The organism is Lysinibacillus sp. BS3 (assembly GCF_039614735.1).
GTDB lineage: Bacteria > Bacillota > Bacilli > Bacillales_A > Planococcaceae > Lysinibacillus > Lysinibacillus capsici.
Map to the genome: position 1 here is coordinate 2,251,660 of NZ_CP154860.1, position 17,319 is coordinate 2,268,978.

Annotated in this window: 15 protein-coding genes; 1 reads left to right on the top strand and 14 read right to left on the bottom strand. The window is 38.4% G+C overall.

Annotated elements, in window-relative coordinates:
- Nucleotides 1-23: 23 nt before the first annotated feature.
- The 13 genes from AAJG31_RS11230 to AAJG31_RS11290 all read right to left on the bottom strand — a co-directional run bounded on the left by AAJG31_RS11230 (nucleotide 24) and on the right by AAJG31_RS11290 (nucleotide 13,871).
- Nucleotides 24-1,562 carry an acyl-CoA carboxylase subunit beta gene (locus AAJG31_RS11230; protein ID WP_259949351.1) on the bottom strand — a complete coding sequence of 513 codons (1,539 nt, stop codon included), beginning with the start codon at nucleotides 1,560-1,562 and terminating at the stop codon, nucleotides 24-26.
- A 53-nt stretch (nucleotides 1,563-1,615) separates the two neighbouring features.
- A complete protein-coding gene (locus AAJG31_RS11235; RefSeq protein WP_054549095.1) occupies nucleotides 1,616-2,398 on the bottom strand; it encodes an enoyl-CoA hydratase in 783 nt (260 codons plus the stop codon).
- On the bottom strand, nucleotides 2,395-3,312 hold the full coding sequence (locus AAJG31_RS11240) for a hydroxymethylglutaryl-CoA lyase (RefSeq protein ID WP_259949349.1): 918 nt from the start codon (nucleotides 3,310-3,312) through the stop codon (nucleotides 2,395-2,397). Before AAJG31_RS11240 ends, AAJG31_RS11235 begins: the two co-directional genes overlap by 4 nt.
- Before the next feature lie 14 nt (nucleotides 3,313-3,326).
- Entirely contained in the window at nucleotides 3,327-3,539 is a 213-nt protein-coding gene (locus AAJG31_RS11245) for an acetyl-CoA carboxylase biotin carboxyl carrier protein subunit (RefSeq protein WP_004225532.1), read from the bottom strand.
- Nucleotides 3,540-3,606: 67 nt separating this feature from the next.
- Nucleotides 3,607-4,965, bottom strand: a complete 1,359-nt coding sequence (locus tag AAJG31_RS11250) for an acetyl-CoA carboxylase biotin carboxylase subunit (protein ID WP_115674313.1) — start codon at nucleotides 4,963-4,965, stop codon at nucleotides 3,607-3,609.
- Nucleotides 4,966-4,980: 15 nt separating this feature from the next.
- Nucleotides 4,981-6,615 carry an AMP-binding protein gene (locus tag AAJG31_RS11255; protein WP_103117376.1) on the bottom strand — a complete coding sequence of 545 codons (1,635 nt, stop codon included), beginning with the start codon at nucleotides 6,613-6,615 and terminating at the stop codon, nucleotides 4,981-4,983.
- A gap of 43 nt (nucleotides 6,616-6,658) precedes the next feature.
- On the bottom strand, nucleotides 6,659-7,801 hold the full coding sequence (locus tag AAJG31_RS11260; protein WP_036078132.1) for an acyl-CoA dehydrogenase: 1,143 nt from the start codon (nucleotides 7,799-7,801) through the stop codon (nucleotides 6,659-6,661).
- Between the two features lie 120 nt (nucleotides 7,802-7,921).
- Nucleotides 7,922-8,539 (bottom strand): TetR/AcrR family transcriptional regulator, encoded by a 618-nt coding sequence (locus AAJG31_RS11265; protein ID WP_036078131.1) that lies wholly within the window; start codon nucleotides 8,537-8,539, stop codon nucleotides 7,922-7,924.
- Nucleotides 8,540-8,844: 305 nt separating this feature from the next.
- Nucleotides 8,845-9,897, bottom strand: coding sequence for a hypothetical protein (locus AAJG31_RS11270; RefSeq protein WP_279493788.1), 1,053 nt, complete (start codon nucleotides 9,895-9,897; stop codon nucleotides 8,845-8,847).
- A 39-nt stretch (nucleotides 9,898-9,936) separates the two neighbouring features.
- Nucleotides 9,937-11,043: an o-succinylbenzoate synthase gene (gene menC / locus AAJG31_RS11275; protein ID WP_279493787.1), complete on the bottom strand. Its 1,107-nt coding sequence runs from the start codon at nucleotides 11,041-11,043 to the stop codon at nucleotides 9,937-9,939.
- Between the two features lies 1 nt (nucleotide 11,044).
- Nucleotides 11,045-11,857, bottom strand: a complete 813-nt coding sequence (locus AAJG31_RS11280) for a GNAT family N-acetyltransferase (protein ID WP_279493786.1) — start codon at nucleotides 11,855-11,857, stop codon at nucleotides 11,045-11,047.
- A 23-nt stretch (nucleotides 11,858-11,880) separates the two neighbouring features.
- A complete protein-coding gene (locus AAJG31_RS11285) occupies nucleotides 11,881-12,996 on the bottom strand; it encodes a M20 peptidase aminoacylase family protein (protein WP_279493784.1) in 1,116 nt (371 codons plus the stop codon).
- Between the two features lie 5 nt (nucleotides 12,997-13,001).
- Entirely contained in the window at nucleotides 13,002-13,871 is an 870-nt protein-coding gene (locus AAJG31_RS11290) for a MurR/RpiR family transcriptional regulator (protein ID WP_004225544.1), read from the bottom strand.
- A 234-nt stretch (nucleotides 13,872-14,105) separates the two neighbouring features.
- Here AAJG31_RS11290 and AAJG31_RS11295 point away from each other — a divergent pair, with 234 nt between their 5' ends.
- On the top strand, nucleotides 14,106-16,298 hold the full coding sequence (locus AAJG31_RS11295; protein WP_279493783.1) for a DNA topoisomerase III: 2,193 nt from the start codon (nucleotides 14,106-14,108) through the stop codon (nucleotides 16,296-16,298).
- Between the two features lie 252 nt (nucleotides 16,299-16,550).
- Here the strand turns inward: AAJG31_RS11295 and AAJG31_RS11300 are convergent, their stop codons facing one another.
- Nucleotides 16,551-17,210, bottom strand: coding sequence for a DUF2306 domain-containing protein (locus AAJG31_RS11300; RefSeq protein WP_257961661.1), 660 nt, complete (start codon nucleotides 17,208-17,210; stop codon nucleotides 16,551-16,553).
- Between the last annotated feature and the right edge of the window lie 109 nt (nucleotides 17,211-17,319).

Here is a 17,319-nt window from a genome sequence, read left to right on the forward strand (position 1 = left end):
AGACAGCCTTATAATAAGTATGTTTAAACTGGGTTTACCCCATGCTTACGTTGTGAGAATAATAAGTATTTTGACATATAAAGTTCTAAGCGATTTTCTAGTACCTTACGCAGCTCATTAGGCTCAATCACATCATCAATGATAAGCTCTGAAGCTAAGCGATACACATCAATTTCCTCTTGATATTCTTTACGTTTCTCGGCAATGAAGCTTGCTTGCTCTTCTTTTGGAAGTTCTGCAATTTTATTGGCATAGACGGCATTGACAGCAGCTTCTGGTCCCATTACGGCAATTTGTGCATTTGATAAGGCAATACAGCAGTCTGGTTCAAACGCAGGGCCAGCCATTGCATATAATCCTGCACCATACGCTTTACGCACAATGACCGTTAGCTTAGGAACAGTTGCCTCACTCATGGCAAAAATCATTTTAGCACCATGACGGATGATTCCTGCTTTTTCTACCTGAGTACCAATCATAAAGCCTGGAACGTCTGCTAGGAATAACAGTGGGATATTGAATGCATCACAAAGTGAAATAAATTTCGCCGCTTTATCAGCAGAATCGTGGAATAGCACGCCTCCCTTAACACGTGGTTGGTTAGCGATGATCCCAACGGATTGTCCATTAATTCGTGCAAGGCCTGTAATTAATTCTGGTGCAAATAATTTCTTAACCTCACAAAACGAATCTTCATCAATAATACGATCAATTAGCTTATACATATCAAATGGTACATTTTGATTTTGAGGAATTAATTCTTCAATAGATTTATCAAATGAAGCTGGTGGTTTAGGAGCCTCTACATTGCTACGCTCTGCATAGTTATTCGGGAAATATCCTAAATATTTGCGCGCATAAGTAATAGCCTCCTGTTCGGATTTAACAAGCACATCTCCACAACCAGAAACAGAACAGTGCATTTTTGCGCCACCCATTGTTTCTAAATCTACTTTTTCACCGATAACCATTTCGGCCATTCGAGGAGATCCTAAATACATAGAAGCATTCCCTTCTACCATCACCACAATATCGCAAAATGCAGGAATATAGGCGCCACCCGCTGCGGAAGGACCAAATAATAAGCAAATTTGCGGAACTTTTCCTGACAGTTTGACTTGATTGTAGAAAATGCGCCCTGCACCTCGGCGCCCTGGGAACATTTCAAGCTGATCTGTAATACGCGCACCCGCTGAATCCACTAAATAAAGTAATGGACAATTCAACTTTTCAGCGGTTTCTTGAATGCGAATCATTTTTTCAACCGTGCGTTTTCCCCAAGAACCAGCTTTAATCGTTGAATCGTTCGCTAGCACACAAACTGTGCGACCATGGATTTTACCAATACCAGTGATAACGCCATCTGCTGGTAAATCCCCTGCTAAAAAGTTCGCATAGAGTCCATCCTCTGATTGAAGACCATCATCAAGTAATAGTTCAAGACGCTCACGTACAAATAGCTTGCCTTGTTGTGCATTTTTGTCATGATATTTTGGTAATCCACCTGCTAAAATTTTATCTTTCATTGTAGGTGGTGTATTTTCTGTCGAGATATTGCTCATGTTTATTTCCTCCCTTTGCCCAATCGATTACACCAAAATTATTTCTTGGCGTTTTATTTCCCTGAATATTGTGGCGCTCGCTTCTCTTGGAAGGCAAGTAAGCCCTCTAATCGGTCTTCTGTTGGGATCAGTGCACTATATGCAAGTGATTCAATTTTTAACCCGGTAGCTAAATCTACCTCAACACCTTGATTGATCGCAACTTTGGCCTGCACTAGAGAGAGTGGTGCATTTTTTGCCATTTCCAGTGCAAGCTGTTGTGCCTTATCTAATACCTCATGTCCTTCATAAACATACTCGATAATGCCATAATTTTCAGCTTCTTCGGCATTGAGCCTACGTGCTGTATAAATTAATTCCTTTGCTTTTCCAAGACCAATTAGACGTGGAAGCCGCTGTGTTCCCCCAGCTCCTGGAATAATACCGAGCGATGTTTCTGTTAAGCCAAGCTTTACATGTGTAGCCGCAATTCGTAAATCACAAGCTAGTGCCAACTCCAAGCCTCCACCAAAGGCAACACCATTTAGGACAGCAATGACAGGCTGTGCAAGCGTTTCAACTTTTGCCACAGTGGCACCAATCAGCTGCACGATCTGCTTCACTTGTCGATCAGACATTCCTTTACGTTCCTTTAAATCAGCACCTGCACAAAATGCCTTTTCGCCTGCACCTGTTAGAAGGACTACACGCACTGCTGGATCTCCATTGATTTGATCAAGTGTGTCAGACAGCTCATGCAGTAATTGAACCGACATAGCGTTAGCAGCTTCTGGTCTTGAAAGAGTAATAAGTCCAATACTACCCTCTAGTAATTCAAATCGAACGAGTTGTGTCATCCTTGATTTGCACTCCTTTCATTGCGGACAATAGCCATTTGCTTTGAGGCAACTGCTTTGCCTAACTTCTCTTCAATAAAGAGTGCTGCCTCTAGCACCTTTTGTCGATCTACGCCTGTTTCAATGCCCATCTCATCGAATAAATACAATAAATCTTCTGTGGCTACATTACCTGAGGCACCTTTCGCATATGGGCAGCCCCCTAGCCCACCAAGCGCACTATCAAACTTGGTAATACCCATCTCTAAGGACTTCATAATATTGGCTAATGCTGTCCCACGTGTATCATGAAAATGCATGGCAAATTTTTCAGCAGGATACCTTTTTAGCAATTCCTCTAAAAGAAACTCAACCTGCGTCGGTACACCAACACCAATTGTGTCACCAAGCGATATTTCAGTCACACCCATCTCCAATAATTTTTCCGTTACTCGTAATACCTTGTCAGGGTGTATATACCCCTCATAGGGACAACCAATAACCGTTGAGATATAACCTCGAACATGTTTTTTTGCAGCCTGAGCTCCTACTACAACTTCCTCTAATATGGGAAATGTATCTTCTATGGTTTTATTAATATTACTTTGGTTATGGCTTTCACTAGCAGACATAAAAATACTTACTTCATCTACTTCAGCCTGTAATGCGCGTTCTAAGCCCCTCATATTGGGTACAAGTGCCGCATAGGTAATATCCTTATGTCTTTTAATGGCTTGCAGAACCTCGACTGCATCTGCCAATTGAGGAATCCATTTGGGATGCACAAAAGATGTCACTTCAATATAATTTAATCCTGTTTGACCTAATAAATTTACTAATTGTACTTTATCAGCTGTTGAAATATGCATTTTTTCATTTTGTAAGCCATCACGGGGACCAACTTCTTTGATTGTGACTTGCTTAGGTAGCTGCATAAACAAGCCTCCTCTTATTCAATTTCTAAAATATCATCATCAACGTTAATAAAGTCCCCCTCATTGGCAATGATTTTCGTCACTACGCCATCCTCTTCTGCTGCAATTGGAATTTCCATTTTCATCGATTCTAAAATAGCTACATCTTGACCTGCTGTCACTTTCTCGCCCTCTGTTACGACGATTTTCCATACTGTTCCTGCCATGCTTGCTTTTACTGTTGCCATAATCATTCACTCCTATTTTTTTATCATGTATTCGTCCCTCTATAGAAGCACGAATACATGATAATTGTTATTTTGTTTCTGCTAATTGCGGTAAATAATATTGCTCTACAAATTTTGTTGTCGTATAGCCTTTTAAAAATTGCTCATGTGTGACGGTTTTTAACAGCATCGGGATATTCGTTTGAATCCCCTCCACTTTATACGCCTTTAGCGCTTGTGCTAATCTTTCACAGGCAATTTCTCTTGTTTCCCCCCACACCACCAATTTGCTAATCATTGGATCATAGAATGGTGTTACCACTGAACCAGACTCTACACCACACTCATGTCGAATTCCTTCACCTGTCGGTAATTCAAGAGTCGTAATGGTACCTGGAGACGGGAAAAACGTCGAAGGATTTTCAGCGTATACGCGCACTTCAATCGCGTGCCCTTCTTTAGTAATACTTTCTCTAGTAAACGTAAGAGGTTGTTTTGCCGCAATTTTTAATTGCTCTTCTACTAAATCAAGCTTCGTAATTTCCTCCGTAACTGGATGCTCTACCTGTAGTCTTGTATTCATTTCTAAAAAATAAAAGTTTTGATCTTCATCAACCAAGTATTCGATTGTTCCAGCATTGACATAACCAATATGCTTCGCCGCCTTAACTGACGCTTCTAGCATTTTTTCTCTTGTCTCTTGTGAGATAAACGGAGATGGTGCTTCTTCTACTACTTTTTGATTTCTTCGTTGAATAGAGCATTCTCGTTCAAATAATGGAACGACATTACCTTGATGATCAGCAATAATTTGCACTTCGACATGGTGAGGGTTAGCAATGAATCGCTCCATATACATCGTGCCATCACCAAAGAATGATTGTGCACGCTTTTGATTGCCCTCGAAAGCTTTGGCTAGTTCCTCAGCATTTTCAACTAGCTGCATACCGATACCGCCTCCGCCTGCCGATGCCTTTAACATAATTGGATAGCCTAAACGCTCCGCTATGGCAGTGGCTTCTTCTACATCCTTCACTGGCGCTTCTACACCCTCTACAATCGGTACACTAGCAGCTTTCATTGTTTTACGAGCCTCTAATTTACTGCCCATTGAAGCGATCACATCAGCACTTGGCCCGATAAACACTAAACCTGCCTCTGTACAACGTTTCGCAAAATTTGCATTCTCTGATAGTAAACCATAGCCAGGATGAATAGCCTCTGCGCCACTTTCTAGTGCAATTTCAAGAATGCGGTCGATGTTTAAATAGCTCTGTGCAACAGGTGACTTCCCTACACAGAAAGCCTCATCTGCATCTTTCACATGTAAGCTTTCAGCATCTGCCTCTGAATAGATAGCAACCGTATGAATATTTAGGCGCTTGCATGTTCTGATCACACGTCTAGCAATCTCCCCACGATTTGCAATTAATACCTTGTTGAACATATCCACTGCCCCTCCTTACTTTACGGTCATAACGAAATCTTCTCGTAATTTATATTTTTGAACTTTTCCAGATGCAGTCATTGGATAGTTATCAATAAAGAAAATATGTCGTGGAATTTTATGTCTTGAAATTTTATCCCGACAATAATCTCGGATTTCTTCCGATGTGGCCTGCTCTCCTTCTTTTAAAACAATCCAAGCTGCCGCCTCCTCGCCATAAACAGGATCAGGGACACCTGCAACCTGAACATCTGAAATTTTCGGATGTGTATAAAGGAACTCCTCAATTTCACGAGGATATAGGTTTTCGCCACCACGGATAATCATATCCTTTAAACGACCTGTTACACGGACATAACCTGCTTCATCCATCGTTGCTAAATCACCTGTATGCAACCAACCATCCTCGTCAATCGCCAGATCTGTTTCCTCCTGGTTTTTATAATAGCCCTTCATCACATGATAGCCCCTTGTACACAGCTCTCCCTGTTCATTTGTCGGAGCTTCCTCGGTAGTTCCAGGAACAACAATCTTTACTTCTAGGTTAGGTAAAGCGCGGCCAACCGTCTCCACCTTTAACACTAGCGGGTCATCCGTTCTTGTCTGTGTAATAACAGGTGATGATTCTGTTTGACCGTAGCATATTGTTATATCTTTCATGCCCATCTTCTCAATGACCGCTTTCATAACCTCAATTGGACAGTTTGATCCTGCCATGACTCCTGTACGTAAAGTTGAAAGATCGAAAGATGCAAAATTCGATAAATTCAGTTCACTAATGAACATCGTTGGCACGCCATGTAATGCAGTGCATTTCTCTTGTTGAACGGTTCTTAGTACCTCTTCAGGTGAGAACTCCTGTACTGGTACCATTGTTCCACCACTTGTTGTAATGGCTAATGTTCCTATGACACAACCAAAGCAATGGAAGAATGGGACTGGGATACATAGACGATCCTCTGCCGTTAAACGCATACATTCTGCAATGTTAACAGCATTATTGACTAAGTTAAAATGCGTTAGCATTACTCCCTTAGGAAAGCCTGTTGTACCAGAAGTATATTGAATATTAATGACATCATCATAATGAAGAGACTGCTCTCTCTGATCTAACTGTTCCTCGGTTACTTGCTCGGCAGCAGTTAAAACGTCTGACCAATTAAGTACGCCGGGGTATTTGGTTTCACCGATTAAAATAACATTTTTTAATAAAGGTAGTCGCTTTGATTGCAAATTACCTGGTTCACAATGTTCAAGCTCTGGACATAACTCTTGCAGTGTATTGATAAAAGAATGGTCTCGATAATTTTCAATTAAAAAAATCGTTTTAGCATCAGATTGCTTCAATAAATACTCCAACTCACTCGCACGGTAATTCGTATTTACCGTTACAATTGGAGCACCCATCTTCCCTGTACCAAATTGAAGCTGTACCCACTCAGGAACATTCGTCGTCCATACTGCGATATGGTCTCCCTTTTCAATTCCTAGAGCCATTAAACCTCTCGCTACGTATCGTGCTTGACGATTTAGCTGTTCATAAGTCATGCGTAAATTTCTGTCAGCATAGACTAATGCTTCATTCTGCGGGTACTTTTTTGATTGTTCATCTAGCAATTGACCAATTGTTTGATACACAAGTTCTGCCATGAAGATCCCCCTTATTTATGCTATTTAACTTAACTGATGATGATTAACAGCCAATTAGACGAGAAATAACAAGACGTTGAATTTCAGATGTTCCTTCACCGATTTCCATTAATTTAATGTCACGTAAATGACGTTCTACATCATATTCTTTCATATATCCAGAACCACCATGAATTTGGATTGCTTGATTACATGTACGGAAGCCCATTTCAGAAGCAAATAGTTTAGCCATCGCAGCTTCTTTGCCAAATGGCTTCTTTTGATCTTTTAACCATGCCGCTTTATGTACTAGCGTACGAGCAAGCTCTATTTCCATCGCCATATCCGCTAATTTAAATTGGATCGCTTGTAGCTTCGAAATAGGTGCACCAAATTGCTCACGTTCCTTCGCGAATTTTAGTGCCTTTTCATAAGCAGCCTGGGCAATTCCAACAGAAAGAGCAGCGATGGAAATTCGACCACCATCAAGTGTATTTAAAAACTGGCTAAAGCCACGTTTTTCATCCCCTAATAGATTTGTTCTTGGGACACGAACATTTTCTAACACAATCTCACATGTATTGGAGCCACGTACACCCATTTTGTCATAGTTACAGTTGATTGTTACACCTGGTGTGTTTGTTGGCACAATAATAGAAGAAATAATTTTTTTACCATCTTCACGTTTACCCGTTACCGCAGTTACAATAATTTGTCGAGCATATCCTGCATTGGTAATCCAGCATTTCTCTCCGTTAATGATGTAGTCATCACCATCAATAACAGCTGTAGTACGTGTGCCACCAGCATCTGAACCTGCATTTGGCTCTGTTAAACCGAATGATCCTAATGTCTCACCCTTAGCTAATGGAACTAGCCACTCTTGCTTTTGTTCTTCTGTACCGAAGTTGTAAATTGGTGAGGCTCCTAAGCTAACAGCAGCTGCATAGCTTAACCCTGTGCCCCCACATGCTCGACCAATTTCCTCTACAGCTAAAGCGTAGGACACTGTATCCCCACCTGATCCACCATATTCTTCAGGAAACGGGATACCCAATAAGCCTAGTTCTGCCATTTTCTTAAAGCTCTCTATTCTCATTGTTGATGTCTCATCAACCTCACGAGCATACGGTTTAATCTCCTTCTCAGCAAAATCACGCACCATGTCTCGAATCATTTCTTGCTCTTTTGTTAATTCAAAATTCATCCCTAATCCCCCTATTGTTGAATTTGCCATAGTAGATGTAGCTCAAGAACAATTGCTTACAGTGAAATACCGACTAGTCGGTTTGTAAAAACAAATAATAAAACCAGTGTTTCCTACTGGCTACCCCTTTATTATAAATTGCTTCGCTTCTCCCATGGCTTGCTCTGTCACAATTGCCCGTAATACCATATCGGTAAAAACATCTGTGATTTGCTCCATCGTTAATGGTCCTGATTGCTTAAACCATTTGTACGTCCAGTTAATCATCCCGACAATTGCCATTGTTACAATTGTACAAGGTAATTCGGTACGAAAAACCTTTGCTTCCTGACCCTCTGCTATCACTCTTTGTAAAATATCACGATAGTGATCTCGCTTTTTATGGATGATGTCACTATATTCATCTGAGAGTGAACGACTTTCTTCATAAAAAATCGTAATATGTGCTTGATACATATCAAATACTTGTGTCAGTGTTTGCAGCATGGCACACAAACGTGTGATAGGTGTATCGAATTTGTCATATGCAGCTTGCGATTGTTGAATGACATATGAAATAAAGACATCATGAATTTCATACAACAGTTCATCTTTTGATTTAAAATTATGATAAAATCCACCCTTTGATGCCCCAATATATTCCACAATACGATCCACGGTTACATTGTGATAACCATCTTGTTGAAATAATTCAACTGAAGCGTCTACAATTCTTTGTTTTAACGTTTTCTTTACCATAGGCCCTATCATCCTTCATCTAGCTCTATACTTCATCACTCCTTATAATCAGGAAAAACCATTAAACCCATAAAGTATTCTATTTTTTCCTAATTATAAAAATACTATGACAATACAAATATAACATTCTCAAAAATTGGTGTCTAGCACCGAATAGCTTTTTTCTATAGTTTCGAGCATAATTTTTACTTAAAACAGCATGGATAGATTTCGCAAACACAAATTAACTGTATGATATATATCTTGCTTTCATCACAAAAAAACAAAAAAATTTCCCTTACGTTCACAAAAGGGAAATTTTTACTTTATAAAGTTTTTGGTAGTTTACGTAGCCACGAAATAATAACAGCAACAATTAAGGCGAAACCTAAGTAGCCCATTGTTGAATAGGCTTTACCAACTAATGTAGTAAATCCTACTAGGCTTGCAGCAAAACCTATTAATCCTATAACTACAATAGCTACTTTAAAATATTGATGGTCTGGCGCAATAAATCGAACTGTAAATGAATAGAACATCCCCACCGCAGTATTGTACATCATGCCTAATAAAGCAATAGACATTAAGACACCTACTATAGGGTGAATTTGTTTTGCTAATTCTAATGTTGGCATTGCTACTCCATCAATAACATTTATTTTAGCAAACATGGCTATATTGATTAATACAATTAAGATACCAAGCATTAAACCGCCAAGTAGTCCACCTCTGCCAGCAACTTTGCGGTCCTTTACTGTTCCACCCATTACAATTAACATTGCTGCACCAGCAGCGATATTATAGGAAACATAAAGTAACGCTCCCATTAACCAATTAGATGCTGCAGATGATTGTGCTTTCGCTAAAGTATTTTGCTCTGCAATGGATATATCCATCGTAAAGATAGAATAAATCAAAATAATAAAAATGATACCCATTAAATAAGGGGTAACCAATGCTATTAAATTAATAATATTATTAACATTTAATAGTAAGGTTAGTATAGTTATAACAACCATAAAAATACTACCAACTACTGGATTGATGCCAAACATCTGATGAAATGTTGAGCCTGATCCAGCAAACATGACAACAGCAACGCCAAATAAGAAAAACGTGATAACGATATCTAAAATAATGCCAACATATCGCCCTCCTATATGATAGATCACCTCTTTATGTGATGTTGTTTGTAAATCTGTTCCTAATTGAGCTAAACTCATTCCTAAAAATGCGAAGGCAAGGGTAGCAACAATGGCACCTACCATACTGTACAAGCCAAAGCTAGTAAAGTACTGCATTATTTCCTGACCCGATGCAAACCCTGCTCCAACAATTAAGCCTACAAATGCTCCACCTATCTGCCAACTTTTTTTCATAGCCCACCTACTATTCTAATATAAGAAATTTAAGTCTATTTATTGATATGTTTTCTGTGCGACTGTGAAGGAATTAACCGTTTCCCTATTTATTTCATAACCAATTCCTACTTGTTGTGGTACTTCAATATAACCATCTTTTACAACTACTTCTGGTTCGATAATATCCTTTTCCCAATATCGATTAGAGCCAGCAGTATCTCCCGGTAATATAAAATTTGACAACGTTGTTAAGGCTACATTGTGCGCACGACCAATACCAGATTCTAACATGCCGCCACACCATACTGGGATGTTATGTGTCTCACAATAATCATGTATTTTTTTTGCCTCTGTTAGGCCACCAACACGACCAATTTTTATGTTTATAATTTTGGTGCTCCCTAGTTCTATAGCCTTTCGTGCATCTTCTAACGAATGGATACTTTCGTCCAAACAAATTGGTGTTTCCATTAATTTTTGTAATGAAGCATGGTCGATAATGTCATCTGAAGCCAATGGTTGCTCAATCATTGTTAAGTTAAATGCATCAAGTTGTTTCAATGTTTCAGTATCCTCTAGACGATAGGCTGAATTGGCATCAGCCATAAAGGCTACATCAGGAAATGTTTCCCTTAATGTACGCATAACCTCTATATCCCAGCCCGGTTTTATTTTGATTTTCATGCGCTTATAGCCTTCCTTTACATAGCCGTCAACTAATGTAACTAACTCCTCAATTGAATTTTGTATGCCGATACTAATACCTACTTCAATTTTATCCTTTTTACCACCAAGTGCTGTTGCTAGGGATTGACCAGTTTGCTGTGCATATATATCCCAAATAGCTCCTTCTATTGTCGATTTCGCCATATTATTTTTGCGAATCGGCTCAAATAATTGACTCACTTCAGCTGGGTGATGAATCTCTTTATTTAAAATAAGAGGAATGAGGAAGTCTTCAAGCATATGCCAGTTTGTTTGAAGTGTTTCTTCATTGTACCAAGGTGAATGAAAGGCAACTGATTCTCCCCAACCGATTAAGCCTGTCTCATCTTTTGCCTCGAGGACTAAAAAGTTCCTCTCATCAAACGTGCCAAAGCTTGTTGTAAACGGTGCTTTTAATTTCATCTTCAATTGTCGTATTGTGATTTCTGTAATTTTCATATTAAAATGCTCCTTCCAAATTTAAAGCTGCTTTTTTCACTAAAACATATTCGTTATAGCATTCTCGTTGTTGCAGTGAAATTGCTGCATACCCTGCTGAAAATAGTTGCTTTAGTATAGTTCTTGTTTTGAAACGCCAATCCAATGCTAAGCTAGGATTTTGTGCTTTTAAGGCTTGAAAGTCCTTAGGAACAGGTAGCGTATACAACTCTTCCACAAATTCAAAATTTTCAGTCATTTTTAAACATAATAAGCCCTGCTTTGTAAGTTCACAGCTTGCCACTGGTTTTGCATCCGCTACTTCTATTGTAATGTCGTTCACCACATAATTTGAAGTTAAATGCCAGCTCACCTCAAATCGATCAGAGGGTAGCCCTTTATTGAAACCATCCTGCATTTCACCGTAGCAATTTTCTATATAGGTATAGCAAATACCCTTTAATTTAGATAAATTAAGATAAGCATTTCGGGTTTCAAGAGGGTCAAATGTCCATACCATTAAGTCATAGCCACGTTCAATAGCAATAGCTCGCTGTTCGTACTTTAACTTTTCTCCTATGCCTAGTGATCGATATTTTTCATCAATCCCTAGCATATGAGAGCATAGATAGCTTTTTCCTTCTCGAAAACCCGCAAAACCATAACTAAATCCGACTAATTTATCTTCTTGATAGGCACCTACAACGATGCCCCCATTTTTCACTGCTGTCAGCGTTTGATGGAGAGGAATAGCAGACATTCCCCATACATTCAACTCTAATTGCTGAACTTGCTCAAGTTGTTCTATTGTTTTGATTTCTCTTATCTCTATCATAGCTATCTCTTCTTTCTATATCTTTATAATGCTCTCAAAATAGCCCTTGTAATAATATTTACTCCTACTAACAGCCGGTCTTGATTAAAGGTCATTTGCGGATGATGTAAGCCAGGAGTAACCCCACAGCCTAATCCAAGCATTGTAGCTTTAAGCTTCGGACGTTCATAGGTATAAAAATGAAAATCCTCCCCTCCTGGTGTAACAACTGATGGAGCGCAAGCCTTTTCCCCAACTACATCAATAATAGCTGCCTTCATATGTTGTAAGGCTTCATCATTCACCAATGCTGCCACTATATGAGCATCTACCTGTAAGGTAATCTTGGCACCATACATCGCTTTAACAGAGGCTTTTACACGCTCCACCCCCTCTGTGATTACCTGCATCACTTCATTTGTTTGGGCCCTTGCATCAATGCTAAAGGTTGCTTTACCAGGAATAATATTTGTAGAGGTGCCTCCCGCATTAAACTGTGTCATTTTGACAGAGGCAGAGATAGTTGGATCAGTCCAAATTTTTTGAAGACCTTCGACAATAGCTGCTCCAACCTCAATTGCATTAACGCCAAGTTCTGGTCGTGAGCCATGTGCCTCTTCCCCAATAATGGTCCCTGTAAAAAGCTTTGCTGCTCCGTGGTATAACGCTGGCGCATATGACCCATCCTGTAATTCCTTTAATGGGCGAACATGAACACCAAATAAATAATCTAAATCATCTATAATACCTTTTTCGACAAATGCGCGTGCTCCTTGGGCCTTTTCCTCAGCAGGCTGAAATAGTATGCGTACAGCACCTGACAGTAAATGCTCCATGTCCTTTAACAGCAATGCAGTTCCAATAGCCATCGTCATATGACCATCATGTCCACAAGAATGGTTAGCTTGAAAGACACCATTAACCTCCTGCCAAAGTGCATCTATATCAGTGCGGAACCCTACTCTAGGTGTTCCATCCCCTATATCAACATAAAGTCCTGTCATATCTTCAAAAAGGTGTGGCTCCATTTGGGCCTCTCTTAATAAATTTGCTATATATTGAGTTGTATTGTGCTCTTGCCAACTAACTTCTGGATGTTCATGTAAATGTTTAAAAATATCTGTAAGAAGTGGCTGTAACTCTTGTAAAATTTGGTTCATATTAGTCAACTCCATCGGTTTGCTAAAAAGCTATTTTGAAAATCGTCATATTTTACGCGCTGATTTTCATAATAGTCATGATCTTGAGCAGTCATTCCTGCTATTAGTGTATTTAAAAATGCTATGAGTGCTGGCATAGCATCAATTGTTGAAACTTCTTGTTGTTGTTCATTCACAAAGGTGATAGTTGCATATTGAGTAATAGGTGCAATTTGAGAATCGGTTATGCCAATAATCTCACATTTTTTTTCTTGTAATTCGGCTGCAAATTGGATCGGCTCTTTAAAGTAACGGTGGAATGATAAAATAATTACTACACTATTTTCATCAATCTCTTGAATAGCACGTATGACCTCACTTGTTTCAAAATTTAATAAAACAACATTCGGTCGCAAAAGATTTAATGTAAAATGAAGCCACTGTGCAGCTAAATGGGAAGAGCCATTCCCTGCAATATATATTTTTTTCTTCTCATGGAGCAATACTGAAGCTCGATTAAAGTCTTCCTCGTTAATGTTTTTAGCCATATTTAAAATGCGAGATGCATCCTTTTCCATCGTCTTTACATAAAAACGTGGATTTTCAAAAAGAGCTTGCTTCGATTGCAAATAATTCTGCAAACTACTTGCATTCCCTTCATTAAATAAATGCATGGTTACCTGACGTTGCAATTGTGCATAACCAGATAAGCCTAATGCGTAACAAAAACGGATAACTGTCGTTTCACTTACTCCGGCCTTTTCCCCTACATATGAAGCAGAGTGGATTCCTACTGTCTGTAAATTTTTTAATATGAATGTAGCTACCTTTTGTTGACTTTTAGACAACTCTTGATATTTCTCTTGAATCATTTGCTGAATTGTTTGATCTCTCATAAAAGAAGCTCATCCTTTTTTTATTTATACTATGAAGCCATTACTTCATTTTCATGTACACTAGACTAACATAATAATTTTCAGAATTCAATATTTTTTCTGAAATTTATACTTTCTTAACTGTTACCTGCCTAAATCATCCTCCGACATTTAATAAATTCGCTTCAGTTAAACTGCGAACCCACTCAACCTATGCTATATTTAAAACCATGGAACTATGAAAGGGTGTTAACAATGGCAAAGAGCGTAGTAATTGCTGAAAAACCTTCTGTAGCACGTGATATTGCACGTGTGCTGAAGTGTAATAAAAAAGGAAATGGCTTCCTTGAAGGAGATAAATATATTGTGACTTGGGCGCTTGGACATCTTGTAACACTGGCTGACCCAGAAAGCTATGATGTGAAATATAAAACATGGAATCTTGAAGATCTCCCCATGTTACCTGAACGCTTAAAATTAACGGTTATAAAGCAAACTGGAAAGCAATTTAATGCGGTCAAAAGTCAGCTTACACGTAATGATGTTAATGAAATCATCATTGCTACAGATGCTGGACGTGAAGGTGAATTAGTAGCACGCTGGATACTTGATAAAGTGAAAATTAAAAAGCCTTTGAAACGCTTATGGATTTCCTCTGTTACAGATAAGGCAATAAAAGATGGGTTTGCCAATCTAAAGCCAGGCAATGCATATGATAATCTCTATGCCTCTGCTGTAGCTCGCTCAGAGGCAGATTGGTATATCGGGCTTAATGCTACTCGTGCTTTAACTACCCGCTTTAACGCACAGTTGAATTGCGGACGTGTACAAACACCAACAGTAGCAATAATTGCTGCACGTGAAGATGAAATTAAAAACTTTAAGGCACAAACTTATTATGGTATTGAAGCGCAAACAACTGATAACTTAAAGCTTACATGGCAAGACCAAAATGGTAATAGTCGTAGCTTTGATAAAGATAAAATCAATACACTGGTGAAAAAAATAGGAAATAACAATGCCATCGTTGCGGACATTGAAAAGAAACCTAAAAAATCATTTGCACCTGGTCTTTATGATTTAACTGAATTGCAGCGAGATGCCAATAAAATCTTCGGCTACTCAGCGAAAGAAACATTGAATATCATGCAAAAACTCTATGAGCAACATAAAGTGTTAACTTATCCACGTACGGATTCTCGCTTTATTTCACAGGATATCGTTGCTACACTACCAGAACGCTTAAAGGCCTGTGGTATTGGTGAATATCGCTCCATCGCCAATAAACTGCTTACTAAACCAATCAAGCCAACAAAGGCCTTTGTCGATGATAGTAAAGTATCAGATCATCATGCGATTATTCCAACAGAGGGCTATGTAAATTATTCAGCTTTCACAGATAAGGAACGTAAAATTTATGATCTTGTTGTAAAGCGTTTCCTAGCTGTTCTACTGCCTGCTTTTGAATATGAACAACTAACACTGCGTGCAAAAATTGGCGATGAAAGCTTTATTGCTCGTGGAAAAACGATTTTATCATCTGGCTGGAAGGAAGTTTATGAGCATCGCTTTGATGATGAGGACACAACAGATGACGTAAAGGAACAAATACTACCACGCATTGATAAGGGCGATATATTAAAAGTAAAGCTTATTGCCCAAACTTCTGGTCAAACAAAGCCACCTGCTCGATTTAATGAAGCTACTCTTTTATCAGCCATGGAAAACCCAACAAAGTATATGGCAACGAATGATAAAAAATTAGCCGATACATTAAAATCTACGGGCGGTCTTGGCACAGTCGCTACACGTGCAGATATTATTGAAAAGCTTTTCAATTCCTTCTTAATAGAAAAGCGTGGTGGCAAAGATATTTATATTACCTCCAAAGGTCGTCAACTACTCGACCTAGTGCCAGAGGAATTAAAATCCCCTGCCCTGACAGCAGATTGGGAGCAAAAGCTTGAACTTATTGCAAAGGGCAAGCTAAAAAAAGATGTATTTATTAGCGAGATGAAAAATTACACAAAGGAAATTGTTACAGAGATTAAGGGTAGTGACAAAAAGTATAAGCATGATAATATCTCTACCAAAACATGTCCTGATTGCGGTAAACCAATGCTTGAAGTGAATGGCAAGAAAGGAAAAATGCTTGTCTGCCAAGATCGCGAATGTGGTCATCGGAAAAATGTCTCACGTACCACAAATGCACGTTGTCCACAATGTCATAAAAAATTAGAGCTTCGCGGAGAAGGTGATGGTCAAATTTTCGTTTGTAAATGTGGCTATCGCGAAAAATTATCAGCCTTTGAAGCAAGACGTAAAAAAGAAGGCGGCGGAAAAGTGGATAAACGCAGTGTCCAAAAGTATTTGAAACAGCAAGAGAAAGAAGCTGAGCCAATTAATAACGCGTTTGCAGATTTATTAAAAGGATTAAAATTAGATTAATTAAATATCCTGTCTTAAACAAAAGCACACAATTGATCGAATATCTACAAAATGATCAATTGTGTGTGTTTGAATAATGTGTAATCACAAAAACAGTATATGTATGTAAAAAGTTGTAGCCTCTTAATTAAAAACATTATAAGGTAAATCTAAAAACTTCCTCGAATAAGAAAAAATAGAGTGAACAGCCTAAGCATTCACTCTTATATTTTTACTTTATTAGCCTAATTATTCGTGGAAACTAATCAGATATTATTTAGCATATATTTTTCCCATTTTGATTAATGGAGCTGTATAAAACCAAGCTATAATTAAGTTCGGGACCCAGCATAACCATGAAATTACTACATAATAGGATGCATATGCTTCACCACCAAATATGAGAGCAAATAAACCAAGCCATAAACGTAATGTAACAGCTACAAATGTTAAACTATAACTTCTAATTGCCCAAGCTCTGTGCAAGTATTTCTCACCTTTGATAGCAAAGTAAGTTACCATCAAACCTGTGTAAATCCATAAAATTGCGAGGATACCAAAACCAAAATGCGAAATAATCCCTCCTGTTGAATATAAAGCTGTATAGAAACCTGATATTCCTCCAATTAGAATTCCCGCTACATACGTGTAACCCAAGTATCTATGGACAGTCACTTTTTTTCTCCGTAGCTTTTTAATAAATAAAAAGGGACCAATCAGTAACGAAATAGAAGACCCAATAATATGAATAAGAATCATTGTATCCCATATATAAGAAAGTTTCTCCTTATAATAAAACACTTTAACAAAATAAAATCCAGAGTTAACCAAACCTATAATCCCATACTGAATAATAGCATATATGACGATGCTAAAACCTAATACAAACACAAGCCACTTAAAAAGTATTTTTATTTTACTAGGTTCTGTCAAAAATTAAGACCACCTTCCTCTTTTAGGATAACCCAAATAATGTTTATTACTTCTAACGATTTGTATGTACTATTAGTAAAAATAAACTTTTAGAGTTGCACATTTAACT